The organism is Arthrobacter sp. K410C, from assembly GCF_059090105.1.
The window spans coordinates 880848-900629 of sequence record NZ_JBNHFJ010000001.1 but is presented as its reverse complement, the minus strand read 5'-3'; the positions used below and the strand labels follow the sequence as shown (position 1 = coordinate 900629).

Below are 19782 nucleotides of genomic sequence, written 5' to 3'. Positions count from 1 at the left end.
AGAGTTACGTCAGAGCGACTGTCACACCGTTATGCGTAACGTTTAGTGTCGAAATGCTGGACACAATTTCGGATTCACCGGCGGGCGTCGTAAGAACCCAGTTTGTGGGGCAGGAGTTGAGTGGGGGCCCGTCGGTCGACTCCGTCGACGTGGGCGTTCCGCTGTATCCCACGAGGTTGAATCCGGTCACTTGCTTTTTGCTGTCACGGGCAACGGCAGAGACAACACCGGACGTGCTGGTCGTCGTAGTCCGCGCTCGTTCCTGAAGGTTCTCGTTTCTGGTGTTGGTGCACACCCACGACACTTCCGAGACGGTTGTGGATACTGCTGCAAAGCTGACGGTGGTTGCTTCCTTCTGCAAAGTACTGTTATTCCAGCCGAAGGCCAGCTGCACATCGCCCTTGCCAACAAACCCGCTGCCGGTTGCCGGATCGAACGTGACTGCCGCGGTCGCAGGCGTGGCAAGCACCAACGTTGCCCCGAACGCGGTCGCAGCGACGCAGGACAGAATTCTCTTGCTGTTCATGGTTATTCCTCAACATTTTCCGCGCGCCTGGAGGCGCTATATCGATAGGTCAGGGACGAAAAGAACCGCAGCCGAATTTGTTGTTTAGCTGAGTTCTGAAAGCAACGTTTGAACAGGTTCAGTAATGACGGCAGTGTCTGACTGGCCTGTTGAACATTGCTCCTTTTTTCTCCCTGCATCTGCTGTAAGCCCCCCGGCCTGCCTGTATTCAGCGTAAGTCCGGAACTGACTGGTTGACCCTTGCCCAAGCGTTCAAATGCCTAAACGGTGTTCCTTAAGGCAGCGTATGCGGACTCATAGAAGTGCCATTAGATGGGCAAACGCCCTCTTTTCTCGGATGCATGGAAACAGGTAGCTCCAGCGCAAAAGACAGGTACCGGCTAATGGTGACCGTAGGTTCGCCTGGTCTATAAACTCCGGCTTAAGCCGGTTGGTTCGGCCCCCCGTTGTAAGGGTGCCTGCCGGCACCCGTTGGTCTTGGCGCAGGGCTGCGCCAAGACGATTTCCAACCGTCAACGACGACGGCAGGGGATTTCCGGGGCCGCACAAAAGCGCCACAACAGAATTCGCATTCACTCACAGGGGAAATCTGATGCAGCTAATAACTACAGGGTCTCGGCGGCGTGCGGCCGTCGTCGGCACAATCGTCGTGGCACTGATGCTGGTCGGGAATATCCCCGCAACCGCTGCAACGATGGTGACCTCGACGATCCCGGTTGGGTCGAGCCCAAGAGAGGTTGCGTTAAGCCCGGACGGGTCGACGGCCTACGTCACCAACGCCGAATCCAACACAGTGTCAGTCATCGACGTAGCCTCGGGCACGGTGACCTCCTCGATCCCGGTCGCGCCGTTTCCAATCGGTGTTGCGTTCGCCCCGGACGGGACGAAGGCCTATGCGACCAGCACCGGTTCCGACACGGTGTCGGTCATTGATGCGGCGTCTGGCACGGTGGTCTCCTCGATTTCGGTCGGAGAGACTCCGACCGCCGTTGCATTTACCCCCGACGGGTCGAAGGCATATGTCACCAGCGCTGGTACGTACACGTTGTCGGTCATCGATGTGGGCACGAACATGATGACTTCCTCGATCCCGGCCGGGCCGCTTCCGAACTCCATTGCGTTCACCCCGGACGGGTCGACGGCCTACGTCACCAACGGGCAGGATTCCAACATGGTGTCGGTCATTGATGTGGCCACGAGCACGATGACCTCCACCATCCCGGTCGGGTCGTCTCCGACCGGCGTTGCGTTCACGCCGGACGGGTCCACAGCCTACGTCGCCAACAACGAAAGTGACACGGTGTCGGTCATCGACGTGGCAACCGAAGATGAGGTCGCGACCATCACGGTCGGGTGGGCCCCGGACAGTGTTGCGATCGCCCCGGACGGGTTGACGGCCAACGTCACCAACTCCGGTTCCAACACGGTGTCGGTCATCGACGTGGAGTCGCGCGTTGTGACCTCTGAGATCCCGGTTGGGGCGTCTCCCACTGGTATTGCGGTCGCCCCCGACGGGTCGAGATTCTATGTCGTAAACACGTCCTCCAATACGGTGTCGGTCATCACCGTGAATGCAGCAGCGTCGGTGTTCATCGCGGCGACACCGCCGACAAAGGCGACCACGCGTGCCCCCTACAGCTACGCGTTTGCCGCAACAGGTGTCCCTGCCCCGACCTTCCAGGTTTCCTCTGGTGCACTGCCTGCAGGCCTAACCCTGGATGCCGCCACGGGAGTCCTGGCCGGAACACCGACCAAGGCCGGCAGGTTCACGTTCAGTGTGACCGCCACCAACGGGGTCAGGCCCGATACGGTCACCGGCCTCATCACGGTAACCGTGACCAAGGCGAAGATCCGGTAAGCCGAAGCAGCCGGATACGCAGCACCGCCAAATATCAGGGCAGAACATGCGCGCAACATGACGCGCGGTTCGTGAAGCACAAGGACAAGTCACGTGTGGACCAAACAGCACCAAACCTTCTGCAGTGTCTGCGGAAGGACAACTAACCACTTCACGCACTACCTCAAGGATGAGGAAAGAGGCGGGATAGTTCCTGACGTGCACTGCGCCGAGCACCGTGAAGACCTAGTGGGTGAACAGTCTCAGACTTAGCAGCAGGGCCCTCGCAATCAGCTCACCTAAGTTCCGGTTGATCCGCCCCAGGTCAGCGGCTACTACCAGCCGATGGTGCTGGCGAAAGCCTGATGCCCGTTGGTGCTCCGCCAGCTAGAACGTCTCCGGGACGGGACGGCCGGGGAAGAGCGCCGCGTACTGCTTGCGGTACATCCTGCGTCCGATCAGCCGGTAGGCGAGGCGCACCGGTGCGGGCATCTCGTCGAAGAAGATTCTCCGCCGGTCTTCCGGCGGATTCGTGGCCAGGACCAGGCCGAGGAAGGAGACCAGGAACTTCTTGTCGTACTGCCGCACCCCATGCTTGGGTACTGCCATCAGTTCCTCCTCGGTCATCACCCGGTCCACGACGGGCATCACTTCGGTGACCTCGCGGCGCAGGTGCTCCTTGAGGACGGGCTGCAGGTCTTCGTAGCGCTGCGCGAGTTCCGCCCTGCTTTCTGCGTCCGCCGTCTGCATCCAACGTTCAAGGACGGGTTCGATGGCCTTCACGTGGTCCCGGATCTGTCTGTGGTGGCTGAGCATCTCCTCTATGTGCGGTGTGCTCGCCGGTGCCCGCTCGGCCAGCTGCGGGTACATCAGCAGGTCCTGGCCCTCCTGGTGGACAAGGAGCACCGTGTGGAAGTTACCCAGCATTTTTCCCACGTAGGCGGCGCGGGCAGTGTCGCCGGGGTTGGCGGAACGCACCAGGCCGGGCGCCTCGTCATAGGCCCAGAGCAGGAAGCGGTGGACCCGCTGGATACCGGTTGACCCGGTAGACAGGACCGGCCCCGGCGGCAGGGGTGCCGCGGTTTCGCCGGGACGCATGGTGAAGAAATCAGTCATGGCTGGCTCCATTGGAAAATCTGGCGATACCCGCCCGGACGCCGGCACGGCGGTTTCCGGGCCGGGTCCGAATTAGATTGTGGCCACGGAGCCAGATTACTACTTTTGTAGTGAACTGTCACTACTTTTATAGTGGTGCTAGAGGGGTCCCTTGGCAGCGACGAAACGGATCGGCGAAGGCGTTAAAAGCCGAGTAGTTGGGCGGCCAGCGAATACATTCCCCATAGCCCGGCTGCCAGGAGGGCGCCCAGGTAGGCCAGGACCAGCCTCGTATCGCGGAGGTAGCACTTCGACTTCGTCAGGCCCCGCCGACGGGCTTTCCAGTAGCCTGCGAATCCGACGGCGGCGAACACGGCCAGTGCCACCGGGCCGGCTGCCCAGCCCAGCAGGGCGATGGTGGCGAAGATGCAGAGCCGCAATGGATCGAAGGCCGGCGGTGACTGCGGACCGGCGTCGGGCTCTGGCCGGTGACCCTGCCGGGCCGCAAGCCTGGCGCGCACCAGATGTGACGGCGGTGGCCCCGCGGCAAGGCGCCGGGCGTCAGAAGCGGAACTCATCATTTCCCCTTATTCCTGGCTCAGACCTGGCGGACCGGGAGGAGTCGGGTGCCCGTGGCTGTGCTCATCCGTTGCCTGGCCAGGGCCGGCCAGGCCTGGACAGCGCAGAACGGGGCGCACTGGTGATCGCCGGCGTCGCTCTTGGTGCCCACGTGGATGCAGCATTGGGTGAGCCGTTCCTCGATCATGGTGGAGATGTCCATGAAGGGCTTCACCATGATCCGGGTGATCCGTTCGCCCAGGAGCCGGCGCAGGCGCTGCTGCTGCCCTGGAAGCTTGCCGGCGGCCAGCGTGGTGAGGGTGCCGATGCCGAGGTCGCATTGGGTGCAGATGTTCTTCCAAAGATCCATTGTCCGCGGGTGGGATAGGGAGGACTGCTCGCTGAGAAGGTCCAGGAGTGAGGTCTTCATGAGGTTTCGCAGCTCGAGCGGGATGGCGCTGTCGGCGATCCGGTTGGCGATGGTGTCGGGGTTGAGTTCCAGCCAGGCGAGCAGCTGGTCGTGCCCGATGAGGGCTGTCAGTGAACGCCAGACCCCGGCGTCGTCCTTCAGCATGTAACCCACCGAGGCGCAGTGCGGATGAGAGCAGGGGAGTGCCGTCAGGTCGTGCCACGAGACCACCCCGTTCGTTTGCTCCGCGAGCCTGTCCAGGACGCCTGTGTGGGTGAGCCGGTCCAAAGGGTCGATGCCGTGGCCGCGCCCTGAACCGAACACCGGCTGCAGCGCAACCCCGCCTACGAACGGGGTTTCCAGAGCCCGCATGACGACGGCGCCGACCTCTCCGTCGTTGACGCCGAGGGCCGCCGTCATGGTCAGGGTGGTGAACACGCCGGCCTCGGACAGGCGAGCGATGGCCAGGTCTTTGAAGCGGGTCAGGTCTCCGCCGCGGTGGTGGATGGATGCTGCTCTGGACGGGCCGTCGTATTGGAGGTACACCTCCACCCGGTCCCGGTGCCTGGCCAGCAGTGCGAGCAGGTCCTCGTCGGTGGCAATGAGCATGCCGTTGCTGTTCACCATGATCCGGACGATCGGCCGGGCGACGAGCTCATCCAGAAGTTCGGCCAGATGCGGGTAGAGCGTGGGCTCACCACCGGAGAGCATCAGGACGTCCAGCCGCCCGTTTTCCCGGGCAAGCCGGGTGTCGATATTGGCCAGCACCTCACTGAGCGGCGCTACTCCCTGCAGCTGGGGTCCGGAGGCGGTGAAGCAGGTGGGGCAGCGCAGGTTGCAGTGCTCGATGATGTCCTGCAGGAGGATGCACGTGTGCTGCGTCTGCATGGCGGGCAGCCCGTAGGCATACGCCTCCGGGACCTGGCGGTAATTGCCGGCCTGGTCCGGGATGTGCTGCTTGGTAGGGGCCTGCCACCTCTCCAGGTAGCGCAGAATTTCGGGGGACTCGTCGTACAACGTGCTGATGAGTCCGTGGTCCGGGCAGCCGCGTTCAAGCCAGACCCGCCCGTCGCGGATCAGCAGCGCGCCGGAGAGGCGCCGGACCTGCGCAAGCGGGGGGTTCGCCTCGTGGCAGCGGGGACAGAAGGCTGTGACATAGCGGTGGATGCGGTCCCCGCGAAGAGGCTGGCCGGGGCCCGGCAACGGCTGCCGGGAAATGAACGGGTTCATATCCGGCTACTCATCTGCGAGAGGGCCGTGACGCAGATCCCGCCGCCGACCAGGATGAAGACCCCCAGGCCAATCAACAGCCCCGTGCCTAACCGGGACGTGCGTTTCCAGATTGCCAGACCACCGGCTACCGCCAGATACACCCCGATTGGTATCAGCGCTGCCGGCCCGGCGAGAGGGGTTTTATAGCCTTCGTCCGGCGCAATTCCAGCTGTTGTCCCGAAATAGAGGACATAGAGACCAGCAGCTCCGAGCAGGATTCCAAGCATCATGGAGCCGCGTCTTGGTTCCTGGGGCTCCTTTTCTTGGCGCGATGGCGGGGGGCTCCAGGGTTCTTTGGAATTGTCATCGGTCATGGTGCTCGCTCCTTCAACATCGGGCGGAGTGGTTTCATGTCAGGGGCCTCATCTGCGCGAGGAGTCCGACGCAGATCCCGCCGCCGAGCAGGGTGAAGATCCCCAGGCCAATCAGCAGCCCCGCACCCAGCCGGGAGGTGCGCGGCCTGACCGCGAGAACAGCCGCTACCAACAGATAGACGCCGATCGGAATCAATGCTGCGGGCCCGGCGAGGAAATGCATGGAGGAGAGCGCAAAGAAATAGAAGAGATAAAGGGCAGTAGCCCCCACCAGGATTCCCAACCCCATGGGGCCCAGACCTGGTTCGGGGGGATCCTCCTCATCCTCCTCCTCCCTTTCTTGGCGCGGCGGATAGTCCTCACTCATGCTGCTCTTTCCTCCATCCTGAGGTTGAGGGGTTTTCCGAAGACCCGCAGCATCCGCCAGAGCAGCAGGGGGAAAACCACCAGGAGGAACCACTGGGGACGGCTCATCCCCAGCCAGAGCAACTCGTTGCCGCGGACAAATTCGACGCCGAAGCGGAAGAGGGCGTAGGAGGTTACGTAGCAGATAAAGAGGTCGCCGGACCGGGGCAGGCGGTCCCGGTAACGCCACATGAGTGCGAATGCGGCCACATGGAACACGATTTCATAGGCAAAAGAGGGATGGAGTCCCGCCCCGGGAACTCCACCCAACATTGCAGCCTGCGCGGGCGTGAGAACAATTCCCCACGTCCCCCCGGTGGGGGTGCCAGGCAATTCGGTGAGGAGGCACCCGACGCGCCCGATGATCAAGGCCAAGGCGACAGCGGGCGCAAGCAGATCCCCGGTGGAGTCGCGGTAACCTGTCATCCGCTTGGCCAGATGGACGCCGAACCATGCGCCGACCAGTCCGGCCAGGATGCTGCGGTCGCCGTTGCCCCACCAGTCAACTAGGGAAATCTGCCGGGAAAAATCCCAGGTCAGCAATCTGGAGCCGATGGCACCGAAGGCGATGGCGAAACCTGCAATCGGCCACAGCCGGGGATCGGTAAGGCCTCTGCGGCGCTTCTCGTAAGCGTAGAACAGCAGGGCTGCAAGGATGCCCAGCCCCAATAAGCCGGCGTGCACCAGCCCGTCTCCCGCGAAGGGAAGCCCGATCATGAGCAGAGTGTAACAGCGACCCTTCCTGCCCGCCCCTGCGACTTCGACCGGAACAGGAAGAACGCCGGGCAATTGTGTCCGGGTGAAATTGCCGGGAGACGGGAATGCCATAACGCGGACGATCGAGTCGGCCCGCAGGTTCTGGCTTGGCATTCAAGTGGTGGTGCTCGGGCCGTCGCGCCCAGCCGCTGGCTGAGACGCTGCGCGCCGCGAGCAGCGCCATCCGCGACGGGGCCGCGGCAGCCACGCTCCATTCATTGACACCACCGAGACCGGCTGGTTCACGTCAGCCAACAGCCCGGAACTGAACTTCGCCTTGAGGTGACTAGGAGGAATTACGACGGCGGGGCGCGCCGTCGTCGTACATATCGCCTACGTGCCCCCGCACTCGCTCACCTAATGACCACGAAACCGGAAATTCCCCGCAAAACAATTTCGGATCAAGGTCTGCCTGGATTCATTGTTTCCCTGCTAGCGCGGAGGTACGATCACGGCAACCTTTCGGCCAGAACGAGACGGCGACGTGATCTTCTGAGGAGTTTTGTTGAAGGTTCTAATAACCGGCGGGGCAGGCTTCATTGGTTCTAATCTCGTGGCCTACTTCAATCATGAAAACCCTGATATCGAGCTGCGGGTCATTGATGATTTAAGTACCGGCAGAATCGAGAACCTTCATGGCCTCGATGTTGCCTTTACGAAAGGATCCATCCTTGACTACGAGCTGCTCCGTGAGGTCGTGAGCGGAGTCGACGCCGTCATTCATCTGGCGGCGATTGGAAGTGTCCCACGTTCCATCGGTGCGCCCCGGCCCAGTCATGACGCGAACGCCACCGGCACCCTCAACGTACTCGAAGCCGCTCGAGAAATGCGGACTGCCCACGTAATTGTGGCGTCCTCAAGTTCGGTGTATGGCAGCAATAAAGCGCTCCCCAAGTCCGAGTTCGACTGGACCCGGCCCATGAGCCCCTACGCAGTGAGTAAGCAGGCAACCGAGGGCTACACGATCGCCTACGGCCACTCCTATGGGATGCGGACCCTGGCGTTCCGTTTCTTCAATGTCTTCGGGCCAAGGCAACCGGCGGACCACGACTATGCGGCAGTCATACCGCGCTTCCTGGACGCAGCGATCAACGGCCAGCCGGTCACTGTGCACGGGGACGGGCTGCAGTCCCGGGACTTCACCTATGTCAAGACGGTATGCGCGACCATTTACGACGCCTTCCGGCGAGGCATCTGCTCCCTGGATCCGGTCAACCTTGCCTTTGGAACGAACACCACGCTCCTGGATTTGATTGGACGAATCGAAGCAGCCCTGGGCCGCAGGATTGACGTGCAACACGTTGAGTCAAGAGCCGGTGATGTCCGCGCCTCGCAAGCCGACGGTTTGCGGGTCAGAGAACTCTTTCCATCAATTACTCCCGTGGGTCTGGACGAGGGTCTGGCCAGTACCCTTCAATGGTTTCGGGACAAGCAGGTGTGCTAGTGAAGCCGCGCAAACGCAGGATCGTGCTGGGAATTACAGCCGACATGTCCCTCAAGCTCATGGAGGGGTTTCCGCAATATCTGTCCAGCCGCGGTTGGGACGTCCATGTTGTCTGCTCGCCCGGCCCGCTGCTGGACGAGCTCGATGACGCGCCAGGAGTCACGTGCCATCGCATCGAGATGGCACGAAGGCCAGCGCCTATTGCGGACCTCGCAGCCTTAGGCCGGTGGGTCCTTCTCTTGCTGCGTCTCCGGCCTGACGTTACGTCTGTGGGAACTCCGAAGGCCGGTCTCCTCGGCGGAATTGCGGCATGGCTGACCCGGGTCCCCGACCGGATTTACCTGCTGCGCGGCCTTCCGTTGGAAACTGCTACTGGGGCCAAATTCCGGGTGCTCATGATCCTGGAGAAACTGGCGTTCGCTACCGCGCACAGGGCATTGGCCGTAAGTCCGAGTCTGCGTGCGCGGGCCGTCGGGCTTGGCATGGTGCGGCCCGAGAAGATCGTCGTGCTGGGCGCAGGAAGCTCCAACGGCGTAGATCTTTCGCACTTTAAGCCTGCAAACCATGATCTCGAGCACCGTGATTGCCAGGCCAGCCACGACCTTGCTGCCGAGCTCGGACTCGCCCCGGACGTGCCGGTTATAGGATTTGTTGGCCGGTTGAACGAGGACAAGGGCCTGAGGCACCTGGCCAGGGCCCGGGAGATGTTGCACAACAGGGGGATAGACCACCAGTTACTGGTCGTCGGAATAATTGACGGTTCCGCCGCTCCCGCCATTATGAAAGAGCTGGAGCGCAGCGGCCGGTTGATTCAGACCGGCCAAGTTCTCGATGCTGCACCCTTCTACCGCCTCATGGACCTGCTGTGTTTACCGACCCGTCGGGAAGGATTCCCGAACGTGGTTTTGGAAGCATCCGCTACCGGCGTCCCGACGGTGACAACGGATGCCACCGGTGCGGTCGACTCGGTTGTGGACGGTCACACCGGGCTTGTGGTTCCCCGCGACTCGGCAGTAATGCTGGCTGACGGCCTGGCCATGTTGGTCGAAGATCCAGGTCTAAGGAGGAGGATGGGAGAAGCCGCCAGGCAACGGGCTCACGACCATTATCGCCGGCCTCTTGTCTGGGGTCTTCTGGAGGAGTTTTATGCCCAGTCGCTGCATCAAGGACACAATTCCGAGGCGGTGACTATCACTGAGGCACGCTGACTATTAAAGGCTCCGATCGCAATCGAGTACATAGACAGGCAGGGTTAGGGCACCGATGTGCGGAATCAGCGGATTCTACGAAAGATACCCAGTCCAACCGCGGGCTGACGTGGCAGCAGCAATGATCGCGCGGATCCGTCACCGGGGCCCGGACGATAGCGGAGTCTGGGTGGATGAGGCGGTTGGCGTCGCACTGGGGCATCAAAGGCTGTCCATCTTGGACCTTAGCGACGCAGGGGCCCAACCCATGGTCTCAGCTGATGGAGACTTCGTAATAGTGTTCAACGGCGAGATCTATAACCATGCTGATTTGCGCACCGCCTTGGACGCACAGAAGCCTATTGCTTGGCGAGGCCACTCGGACACGGAAACGATTCTCGAGTGCTTTGCCGCTTGGGGAATTGAGCGGACACTAAAGGCCTGCGAGGGCATGTTCGCCCTCGCCCTCTGGGACAGAGCAAACGGTGCTTTAACGCTGGCACGCGATCGATTCGGGGAGAAACCTCTCTACTTCGGTTGGCAAAGAGGGGCATTTCTTTTTGGTTCAGAGTTGAAGGCGCTAAAGGCTCACCCCGCTTTCGAAAACGAGGTTAGTCGAGACTCCTTATGCCTCCTGCTTCGGCATGACTGCATCCCTGCTCCCCATTCAATTTTCAAGGGCGTACATAAGCTTCGCCCAGGCCATTATTTTACTTTGACGCGGGCCGCTCTGAATGGGGGGTTGTCGCCCGAACCGGTTCCATACTGGCAGTTAAGGGAACCTGTCGATCAGGGCCGGCTGGAGCCATTCGCTGGCAGTGACGCCGAGGCAGCGGACGCTTTAGAACGCGTTCTGGGGGCCAGCGTGCGTCGGCAGATGGTGGCCGACGTGGCCCTGGGAGCGTTTTTGAGCGGAGGAGTGGATAGCAGCACGGTTGTTGCGCTCATGCAGGCCTCAGCGTCGCAGCCCGTCAAAACATTCACCATCGGCTCGTCCAGCTCGCACTACGACGAATCCGCACATGCCAAGGCCGTGGCCCGGCATTTGGGAACCGACCACACGGAGCTCATTTTGCAGCCCGCGGATGGGCTGAACGTTATCCCGGCCCTGCCTACCATGTACTGCGAACCATTCGCCGACAGCTCACAAATTCCGACGTTCTTGGTCAGCAGGCTTGCCAGCAAGGAAGTGAAGGTGGCGCTAACTGGCGACGGCGGGGACGAAGTGTTCGGCGGTTACAACCGTTATCTGGACGCTCGCGCGGTCTGGTCCAGGGTCGCCAAATTCCCTGCGCCACTCCGGAGGGTTGCTGCCGCGGGGCTTATGGCGGTGCCGCCCCACGCGTGGGACTCCCTTTTTGAAACCTCCAGCAAGTTACTGCCCAAACGGCTGCATCTGAACGCCCCGGGCGATAAAGCCCACAAGTTAGCCGGAGTGCTGGATACCGCCAGTGAGACCAACTTCTACCGCCAGCTCACCAGCCACTGGGATGATCCCGCTAGCGTGGTTCTGGGGGGTGTCGAGCCGCCGACGATTATGACCGATCCACGGCAATGGCCTGAGACCTCAGGCTTCGTGGAGTGGATGATGGCGATGGACACCCTGACTTATTTGACTGACGACATTCTGGTGAAAGTCGATCGGGCGGCCATGGCTGTGAGCCTCGAATCGCGGGTGCCAATGTTGGACCCGTCAGTTATTGAGCTTGCCTGGCGTATGCCCTTGGATAAGAAAGTGAGAGCGGGAGAAGGAAAATGGTTGCTCCGGCAGGTGCTTTACCGGCATGTCCCTAAAAGCCTTATAGAACGTCCCAAGATGGGGTTTGATTTTCCCCTTGACAGCTGGCTCAGGGGCCCTCTTCGCGACTGGGCCGAGCTCCTGCTGAACGAGGAACGACTGCGACGGGAAGGATACTTTCGCCCCGAGATAGTCAGGGGAATGTGGTCGGACCACCTCGGCGGCAAGCGCAACCGCCAGCACCAGTTGTGGACCATCCTCATGTTTCAGGCCTGGCTGGAAGAGCAGGAATTGACCAGCCACTAGAGTGCACTCCAGAAAATGTTGCAACCACCGCTGATGCGCCGATAATTCAGAAATGAAGGGAAACTCGCCGATGTCTCACGAGCAGGAAAAAGTCGTTATCGTCGGTCAGGGCTACGTAGGTTTGCCTGTGGCCATCCGCGCGGCGGAAGTGGGTTACGACGTCGTCGGGGTGGACATTGACAAGCGCCGAATCGATGAGTTGTTGGCGGGTAGATCGTACGTGGATGATATCGATCAAGAAACCTTGCATGCAGCACTCACGTCGGGCCGTTATCTGGCAACTACGAGCTATCGCGACGCTGCAGACTTTGACATTGCGGTGATCAGTGTTCCTACGCCTCTGCGTGAGAGGCTTCCAGACTTGACATTCATTGAGGAATCCGCGCGTTCATTGGCCGTTCACGTAAGGGCAGGTGCCACAGTAGTTCTCGAGTCCACGACGTATCCAGGCACGACGGAGGAGCTTCTCGTGCCGATATTGGAGGAGGGCTCTGGTCTGAAAGCAGGGAAAGACTTCTACGTCGGCTATAGCCCGGAACGGATCGATCCGGGCAATAAAGTCTGGGGCTTCGTCGAAACGCCAAAGGTGGTTTCCGGCATCAATGCCGAATCCTTGAAAAGAGTGGAGGCTTTCTATGGAAGGCTCGTCAATCAGACGGTGCCCGTCAGCGGCACAAAAGAAGCCGAGCTGACAAAGCTTCTGGAAAACACCTTCAGGCACGTAAACATTGCCTTGGTAAACGAGCTGGCCATTTACGCGCACCAGCTCGGCGTGAACATATGGGAGTCCATCGAAGCAGCGTCGTCAAAGCCGTTCGGATTCATGAAGTTCACTCCCGGTCCTGGCGTTGGTGGACATTGCCTGCCGGTGGACCCCAGCTATTTATCCTGGCAGGTCCGCCGCAAACTGGGACAGAACTTTCGATTTGTCGAACTTGCCAATGACGTCAATGACCATATGCCGGACTACGTAGTCCAGCGACTGATGCTGATGCTTAATAGGGAACAGCGCTCCATTTCTGGGTCCACTATTCTGCTCCTTGGATTGGCTTACAAGAAGAATACCGGCGACATTCGCGAGGCCCCTTCGCTCCGCCTCATCGAGCTCCTTTTGGACGCGGGTGCCCGCCTCATCGCTGTGGATGACCACATCGAGGCTCACCGCTGGCCCCCAGGAGTCACGAGAGCGACCCTGGATGAGGCTGTGATCTCAACGGCAGACATCGCTGTCCTCGTTACTGATCACGATGATCTTGACTTAGCGTTGTTAGCCTCTCCTTGTCTTCCTGTGCTCGATACCAAGAACAAGCTATTTGCCGATCACATCGAGGCATTGTGAATGCCGACGGGATTCACGCGTTATGCGACAGGGAAATCAACGTCGCTCCGGCGAGCATGCGCCATTCATTCCGCGCCTACGCAATATGAGGGGAAAGTCCCTTGGCAATAAGCGAAGAAAACCCTCTCGTTACTGTTACCACTTACGGGGTCACCGGTAGTAGTGCAAGAGTTCGAATCCATGAATGGGTTGAATTCCTAGATATTAGTGCCGTTCATCACGATTACTTGGGCGGCAGCGAAAACGGGTTGAGAACGATTGTGCGCGGGCTGCCAAAACTGCTCCGTGCCGAGTCGGATTTGCGGCGTCTCGCCAGGGAAGTATCGAAGTCGACCCTATTCATGAGTCGGGAGGCATCGCCATTCAGCAATGGAAGACTCGAATTTGCTCTGTTGTCGGGTGCAAGTCGTAGTATTTATGACTTTGACGACGCGGTCTTTGACACTAACCCGCGTGGGCTTAAGAGACTTTGGAGCAAAGCCAAGGTGTGGTCTGCTGCTATGAGATCAGCCGACGTGGTCATCGCTGGCAACGAATATTTAGCTGAACATGCAGCGAAGCTTCGCAATGATGTCGTCGTTATTCCGAGTTGTGTGAATCCGGCAGACTATGTCCCGAAATCTGACTATGCATTGGCGGAGGTCCCGACCTTGGTGTGGATGGGAACACCGGCAACCGAGCGCTACTTGCAGCAGCTAACTCAGCCCCTACTGGCGATCCATAAGGAAAGAAGCATACGCCTTCGCATAGTCAGTGCAGGAGCTAGGTCGCTTGGTGAACTGGATCAAATTGTGGAACGGGTCAACTGGTCGTCGCAGACCTTCGGCTCTGTCCTGGCGCAAGCGGACATAGGCATTATGCCGCTGGATAACTCCTTATACTCGCGAGGTAAATGCGCGTACAAGCTGCTTCAGTACGGGGCGGCAGGCCTTCCGGCCGTTGCAAGTCCGGTGGGAGCGAACCGCGCAGTTTTGGAAGCCACGGGTGGGCCTTCCGCGACTACCACACAGGAATGGGAGCGGTCTCTCCGAGACCTCATAGCGTCCTCGGATGCGGACCGGGCACAGTTGGGGCGGCGCGCGCGGGACGTTATCAGCAAGGAGTACAGTTTTGATCGCTGGTCGGAAGTCTGGCGGAGCTCGACGGGCATTTAGCCGCTTCAAGGGCCCCTCGGCGAAAACCACGGCGGGCTCCTGATCAGCGCGAATAACATCTTCCCCCGGAGGGCGAGCAGCGTCTTGTGGCCTACCCGGCTGGCGACTCAGGCAAGCATCTCAAGTTAGGGGTGCGCAAGCATCAAGTTAGGGGTGCGCAAGCATTAGCCATACTCGATAATGAAGCATGACAAGGGACCTATCTTCGTATCCCGGACATCCTTCACACGCCGGGGGCAAGGCTTGAAGCGCCATCCCATTGCCAGGTATGTCCTTTGCAGCCGCGTTCCCCCTGTGTGGTATGCCAAAGGAGAATAGGATGCGTCCCAGCACTTCAGCACCCGATCCCTCGTCAAAGCTTCCCCGCCGCATAGTCCTTGCCGGAGCCGCCGCCCTCGCCGTCGTCTCCGTGGCTGGCCTTGCCGCCCAACTCAATGGTTCCCTGACCGGCGACGACGCTGATGACGGGCCCGTGGGCGGGGGCGAACTCGTCCTCAACGTCATGGACTACGGCGCCACAGGCGGCGGAGCGACCGACGACACGGAATCGATTCAGGCTGCTCTGAACGCCGCTGGTCCTGGCTCTACCGTCTACTTTCCCCCCGGAACTTACCTGTGCCGCAGGATTGTGGGTACGGGAAAGTCAAACGTCACTTTCCGAGGCGTCCAAGGGGCCTCAACCTTGCTGTACAACCGGGCGGGCGCTGGCGCGGTGGATCCACTGATCGGTTGGAACCTGACCGCCAACCCGTCTGTGAATGACAGCAGCATTACCTTCAGGGATCTCGTGTTCAAGGGTGCCGGGACGCTTAGCGAGAATCAGGCACTCTTGCACATGTCCGCCGTCGATGGACTTGTTGTGAGCAATTGTCAGTTCCTCAATATGCAGGGCGACGCTATCAACATCGCCCGCACTGCCGTTGGCGGAACGGACACCGGGGTTCGTAACCGCAACGTGCGCATCCTTAACAACCTGTTCGACGGCGTGAACTACGCCGGACGGAACGGTGTAACTGTCATTGCCGGTGAGGACGTCCTCATTGAGGGAAACACCTTCACGCGGCTTACAAGCCCAAACATGCCCGGTGCTGTCGACGTGGAACCGAACGCATTCGACACCACCGCAATCTGCAACGACATCCGAATCGTCAACAACACTTTCAGGGACTGCGGCGGCTACATGGCAGATGTGGGCGCTTCGCTGGTGCCGCCGACTTTCACATCGAAGCGCTGGGAAATTGCGGGGAACACTTTTTCAGGTTCGAAGGCTGCTGCGTTCTACTTTCATTGGCACAACCACGCCGCTACGGACAGTGACCCCTACATCGACATCAACGTCCGCGACAACATAATCAGCGCCCCCGACGCGGCCAACACTGGCCCCGCGTTCGTCATAGAAGGCTTGCGCGGCGTCCGGATCGATGGCAACAGCTTTCACTCGTGGCCCGGCGAAATTGTCCTAATGGGCTACGACAACACCAGCACGGTAAAAGACATCAACATCTCGAACAACGTCTTTGTGGAGTGTGGCACAACTCCCGGCTATGTCATCAACTTCAATGTGGGCGACCGGGTAACTATAGATGACAACAGCATCACAAAAAAAGGGGCGGCGCAAAACGCATTCATCCTGGTTGCCGGCACCGGCCCCACCTCGGCGCTGATTGTGCGGAACAACGTCGGCAGGAACGTTAGCCGGCTCGTAAGCTTTGGCGCTGGCACTACCACTCCATCAACGAACAGTTTCGTTGGAAACATCGGTTTCCCGATTGATGGGCCAGGTCCCGGGACTTAGCTAGGGCACGTCGATGGTATAGAGATTGTGTTTCTGCCTTGAAAACACGGACGTCGTTTGTCACCACAGCACTTTCAGCCGGAAGTCTGTCGATGGCTTTTGCATCGCCGTTTTCTTCTAATACTTGTGGTGTATGTTGACAGGCAAATAGGTGTCCCCGCGACCAGATCGGCTGTCACTGTTGTTACGGCAACGTGGCATGCTTCAATGGGAAATGGGCGTGGCGAGCGTCTCAGGGGTTGGTTGACATAAGCTGCCTTCGTAGCGGACAGGGCTGGGAAACTAATGGAGTTGAGAGACTACCTACGTGTCATACGGCTACGCTGGTTAGCAATTGTAGCCTTCACCCTCATTGGGTTGGGGCTGGCCTCGGCATACACGTTCTTGCAAACCCCGTTATACGAAGCCAAGAGCCAAATTTTCGTTACCGTAAAGGCAGGGACTTCGGCGTCTGAACTGTACCAGGGCAATGCATTTGCAGAAGCGCGGATCAAGTCATACGTGAGCCTGGCAACGAGCGACAGGGTGCTCGAGGCAGTTGCCCGGGAACTAAACCTGACCGAAGGAGCGAAATCACTCGAAGGCAGAGTCTCGGCCACTTCGCCTGCAGGGACTGTCCTTATTGAGGTAACTGCCACCGACCCGGACCCCCAACAGGCTGTCAGGATTGCAAATACCTCGGTGAAGCAAGTTATCACGGGTGTGTATGCAGTCGAAGACGTGAGCTTTGTGAGCCTCAACGTTTTTGAGGAGGCCACGGCCCCCAGTTCCCCGTCATCCCCGAACGTGCCCGTCAATCTTGTCCTGGGGGTTCTTTTGGGACTTCTTTTCGGACTTGGCTATGTATTTTTTCGCGAGGTGCTTGATGGCAGGAACTTGAAGCCAAGCTGATGTGGAGCGGGCCGTCAAAGACATCCTTGCGATCCTGGCTACCGAAGTGGTTCCAACCACGTCAAGGTTCAAACGAGTTGAGATCGGCTGAGAAGGTGGGTATTGGCAGTTAGGGTGCAGGTACTTCTGTCTGCTGGCCTCGGCGCCTTGTCAAGTATTGCGCCAACAGTGGCGGCGCTTTTGCTGCTCCCGGTCCACGAGTTCGGGGTATTTGCGTTCCTCTACGCAGTTTTCGCGTTTGGCTGGTCGGTCTGCCTGTCCGTCATTTGTGATACTTTCCTGCGGGCAGTAGGGGACCGCATTACTTGGGCGGAATTTTCGTCGGTTCTTGTTGGCTTTTCGTCTCTCGTTGCTGTTACTGCGCTTGGCGTGTCCTTGTTTATATATCCGGACATTCTCTCTGCACTGTCGGCTTCCGGCGCCATAGCGCTGGGGGTTTATCGCCTCGGTGCGCGCTTTTTCCGGTCGCTCACGTTCGGTGCTGCGTCGGTGCTTTGGGCAGAGGTTTGCAACCTCCTATTTTTCCTAGCGCCATTATTTGGCGCTATGGCGATCGGGGTAATCAACCTGACGTCGCACTCTGTTGCTTGGCTTATCGCCGGCATAGCAAGCATCAGTATCTCACCCCCTCTCTTATCGAATCCGTTCAGGGCACTTTTGGGTTGGTGCAGGCTTAGGTGGGGCACGATCCGTATGCTGTTGTCGGATTCACTTCTCATGGATTGTGGAGCGATCATCGGTCCACTGCTGCTACTGCCTGGCTTGGGCGCTCAAGGGTTTGGAATTTATCGCGGCGTTTCCAGCGTCGCGTCACCCGTGCAGCTTGTCCTCGAACCGATTAGGCCACTCCTGGCACATATGGGGGACGCACGTCGGACTGGACTGAAATTGCTGCTGGGAGTCCTCGGGTCTGGGCTGGTGATGTCGATTGCCTGTTTCGTCGTACTTCTGTCACTGGACCGCTTTGATCTGGTCCAAGGAACACTTGAGGCGCTGACCGTGTTTGCCGTGCCCTGTTCAATTTTTGTCTTTAGCAATTTTTTGGGCCATTTCTACTACTTGCTGAACAGGGCGCACTCGCCCGCGAAGAGAATTCGTGCTGGCCGATTTGTTCAAACCGTCCTCGTTGTCGGGTGCCCATTACTCGGCGCAGCGCTCTTTGGGTTGCCGGGTGCGATCTGGGGATTCGTCGGAGCCACCCTGGTTTCTTCAACTACGTGGGTGTCGCTCATGTTGGCGCCTAACTGAATCTGCGGTAGTTCCGGTACGTGGCAGGCGGCGCCTTATTTCAAGGTCGAAGGTTGGGGCAGGAGGGTCTTTTCGACGTCTCGAGAAGCAGGGTCGCGGAGCATGACGTTTATGACTGCGAGGGGCAGGAAAATCGCCCACAGATGTGCGGGTGCCTGGAGGTAGGGATTTGAGGCGTTGGCGATGAGCATTGCAATGCCAGCGCAGAGAGTGACAGTCAGCGTGGGGAGCATATCCGGGCGGAGGCCGGCTGCCCTTCGGATCGCGGCCACCACGAATACGGCGATTGTTAGGACCAGGAGCACACCTATCACGCCCGTCTGCATAAGGAGTACGTGATACTGCAGCTCAAACTGCCAAGGCTGTGTATCGCTTCGCGAGTAGCCGGGGATGACAGCCCCTAAACCGTGTCCCCAGATAGGCGACTGCGACCATGCCCTCAAGAGCTGGTCGGCTTGCTCGTTGCGTTCCGTCTGGCTGGTGCTTACATCCGACGACTCGCCTGAGAAGAGGGATACGACCGCACCCCAAGTATTGACTACGAGCGGGTGGGCAAGTATGGCCGGCGAAGCAAAAATAACGGCGATAAGCGCAGCCATCGCCCCCAGCGCTTTAAGGGGAGATACAGTCAGGGGACCTCGGCGCATGGTGCTGCGCTTCACTACCCAAGCAACCAAAGGAATCAGCACCAAGACCACGATGATTGCACGGCGCCCACCCACCATGGCTCCCGCGATTCCAGCCGTTGCTGCAGCCGCACGCAGGGACATCCTTGGTAACAAGTCGTCGCGTTTTACCAAGAGTGATGCCAGCCACATCGGCGCGGAGGCGACGAGCGTTGAAAGACCGTAAAAGCGGATCTCTGTCGCGTCGCCCGTTCTACCAAATCCTGCCCCGGTAAGTTCGAGGACTATGTCCGGGATGACCTGCGGAATCACGCCCAACTCGCCGCCCACATACACAAGAATGTAGGTGCCGGCTATCACCGTCATGACTGCGCATGTAGTGAGGAGTGCCTTGAGGGAGGAGTGGCCGAGAGCAGCGATGCTTACGAAGTAGACCATCGGGGCGATAACATACACGCCGGCTGAATTGACCAGACCCGGATTTTCCGCCCCGACCAGGAGCCCAAGAATCCCCAGCAGGAGAGTGAAGAACGCCACCCCCATGACGGGCAAGGTCAGGATTTTCCGCTGAACCAGGCTCGTCATGAGCGCGGCTGTGACCATCACGGCGAAAACTCCTACGAGCAGAAGTCCCTGCGACACCGGCATCAACAGTATGTATGCGAAAGACGCCGCTGCTACGAACCGCATGAGTGCCGCGCCGGCGGGTTTCTTCTCGGTCATGAACCAATGATAGGTACCAGTCTTACTGGCTACTTGTCCTGGTGCAGGTATAGGACGTTCAAAACTCGAGTAGCCACTGCGGTGGCCTCGTCCCTCCCAGCGCCGATAACGTTCCACGATGAGGTAAGGCTCAAGCGCTGAACGGACTTCTAGAAGTCG

General features: G+C 59.6%; 17 protein-coding genes. 9 read left to right on the top strand and 8 right to left on the bottom strand.

Annotated features, from left to right (window positions below):
• Positions 1–4: 4 nt before the first annotated feature.
• The gene (locus AC5RU7_RS04240; RefSeq protein ID WP_494051196.1) at positions 5–526 is read right to left on the bottom strand and encodes a hypothetical protein; all 522 of its coding nucleotides are present in this window, start codon (positions 524–526) and stop codon (positions 5–7) included.
• Between the two features lie 658 nt (positions 527–1184).
• On the opposite strand from AC5RU7_RS04240, the gene AC5RU7_RS04235 reads away from it, so the two are divergent.
• The gene (locus AC5RU7_RS04235) at positions 1185–2384 is read left to right on the top strand and encodes a YVTN family beta-propeller repeat protein (protein ID WP_494051359.1); all 1200 of its coding nucleotides are present in this window, start codon (positions 1185–1187) and stop codon (positions 2382–2384) included.
• A 366-nt stretch (positions 2385–2750) separates the two neighbouring features.
• Here AC5RU7_RS04235 and AC5RU7_RS04230 read toward each other — a convergent pair whose 3' ends face one another.
• The 6 genes from AC5RU7_RS04230 to AC5RU7_RS04205 all read right to left on the bottom strand — a co-directional run bounded on the left by AC5RU7_RS04230 (position 2751) and on the right by AC5RU7_RS04205 (position 7133).
• Complete coding sequence (locus AC5RU7_RS04230; RefSeq protein ID WP_494051195.1) at positions 2751–3479, bottom strand: hemerythrin domain-containing protein; 729 nt, start codon at positions 3477–3479, stop codon at positions 2751–2753.
• A 182-nt stretch (positions 3480–3661) separates the two neighbouring features.
• Positions 3662–4036, bottom strand: a complete 375-nt coding sequence (locus tag AC5RU7_RS04225) for a hypothetical protein (RefSeq protein WP_494051194.1) — start codon at positions 4034–4036, stop codon at positions 3662–3664.
• Positions 4037–4056: 20 nt separating this feature from the next.
• On the bottom strand, positions 4057–5655 hold the full coding sequence (locus AC5RU7_RS04220) for a radical SAM protein (protein ID WP_494051193.1): 1599 nt from the start codon (positions 5653–5655) through the stop codon (positions 4057–4059).
• A complete protein-coding gene (locus tag AC5RU7_RS04215; protein WP_494051192.1) occupies positions 5652–6011 on the bottom strand; it encodes a hypothetical protein in 360 nt (119 codons plus the stop codon). The genes AC5RU7_RS04220 and AC5RU7_RS04215 overlap by 4 nt, the downstream gene beginning before the upstream one ends.
• Before the next feature lie 34 nt (positions 6012–6045).
• Positions 6046–6378, bottom strand: a complete 333-nt coding sequence (locus AC5RU7_RS04210) for a hypothetical protein (protein WP_494051191.1) — start codon at positions 6376–6378, stop codon at positions 6046–6048.
• Positions 6375–7133 carry a prolipoprotein diacylglyceryl transferase gene (locus AC5RU7_RS04205; RefSeq protein ID WP_494051190.1) on the bottom strand — a complete coding sequence of 253 codons (759 nt, stop codon included), beginning with the start codon at positions 7131–7133 and terminating at the stop codon, positions 6375–6377. Before AC5RU7_RS04205 ends, AC5RU7_RS04210 begins: the two co-directional genes overlap by 4 nt.
• A 544-nt stretch (positions 7134–7677) precedes the next feature.
• On the opposite strand from AC5RU7_RS04205, the gene AC5RU7_RS04200 reads away from it, so the two are divergent.
• The 8 genes from AC5RU7_RS04200 (at position 7678) to AC5RU7_RS04165 (ending at position 18274) form a co-directional block, all read left to right on the top strand.
• Positions 7678–8616 (top strand): NAD-dependent epimerase/dehydratase family protein, encoded by a 939-nt coding sequence (locus AC5RU7_RS04200; protein WP_494051189.1) that lies wholly within the window; start codon positions 7678–7680, stop codon positions 8614–8616.
• Entirely contained in the window at positions 8616–9824 is a 1209-nt protein-coding gene (locus AC5RU7_RS04195) for a glycosyltransferase family 4 protein (protein WP_494051188.1), read from the top strand. Before AC5RU7_RS04200 ends, AC5RU7_RS04195 begins: the two co-directional genes overlap by 1 nt.
• A 55-nt stretch (positions 9825–9879) precedes the next feature.
• A complete protein-coding gene (gene asnB / locus AC5RU7_RS04190; protein WP_494051187.1) occupies positions 9880–11847 on the top strand; it encodes an asparagine synthase (glutamine-hydrolyzing) in 1968 nt (655 codons plus the stop codon).
• A gap of 52 nt (positions 11848–11899) precedes the next feature.
• Complete coding sequence (locus AC5RU7_RS04185) at positions 11900–13186, top strand: nucleotide sugar dehydrogenase (RefSeq protein ID WP_494051186.1); 1287 nt, start codon at positions 11900–11902, stop codon at positions 13184–13186.
• 101 nt (positions 13187–13287) lie between these two features.
• The gene (locus AC5RU7_RS04180) at positions 13288–14340 is read left to right on the top strand and encodes a glycosyltransferase (protein WP_494051185.1); all 1053 of its coding nucleotides are present in this window, start codon (positions 13288–13290) and stop codon (positions 14338–14340) included.
• A 268-nt stretch (positions 14341–14608) separates the two neighbouring features.
• On the top strand, positions 14609–16135 hold the full coding sequence (locus AC5RU7_RS04175; protein WP_494051184.1) for a glycosyl hydrolase family 28-related protein: 1527 nt from the start codon (positions 14609–14611) through the stop codon (positions 16133–16135).
• 285 nt (positions 16136–16420) lie between these two features.
• Entirely contained in the window at positions 16421–17026 is a 606-nt protein-coding gene (locus AC5RU7_RS04170; RefSeq protein ID WP_494051183.1) for a YveK family protein, read from the top strand.
• Positions 17027–17140: 114 nt separating this feature from the next.
• On the top strand, positions 17141–18274 hold the full coding sequence (locus AC5RU7_RS04165; RefSeq protein ID WP_494051182.1) for a hypothetical protein: 1134 nt from the start codon (positions 17141–17143) through the stop codon (positions 18272–18274).
• 35 nt (positions 18275–18309) lie between these two features.
• On the opposite strand, the gene AC5RU7_RS04160 is transcribed toward AC5RU7_RS04165, so the two are convergent.
• Positions 18310–19623, bottom strand: a complete 1314-nt coding sequence (locus AC5RU7_RS04160; RefSeq protein WP_494051181.1) for an O-antigen ligase family protein — start codon at positions 19621–19623, stop codon at positions 18310–18312.
• Positions 19624–19782: the final 159 nt, after the last annotated feature.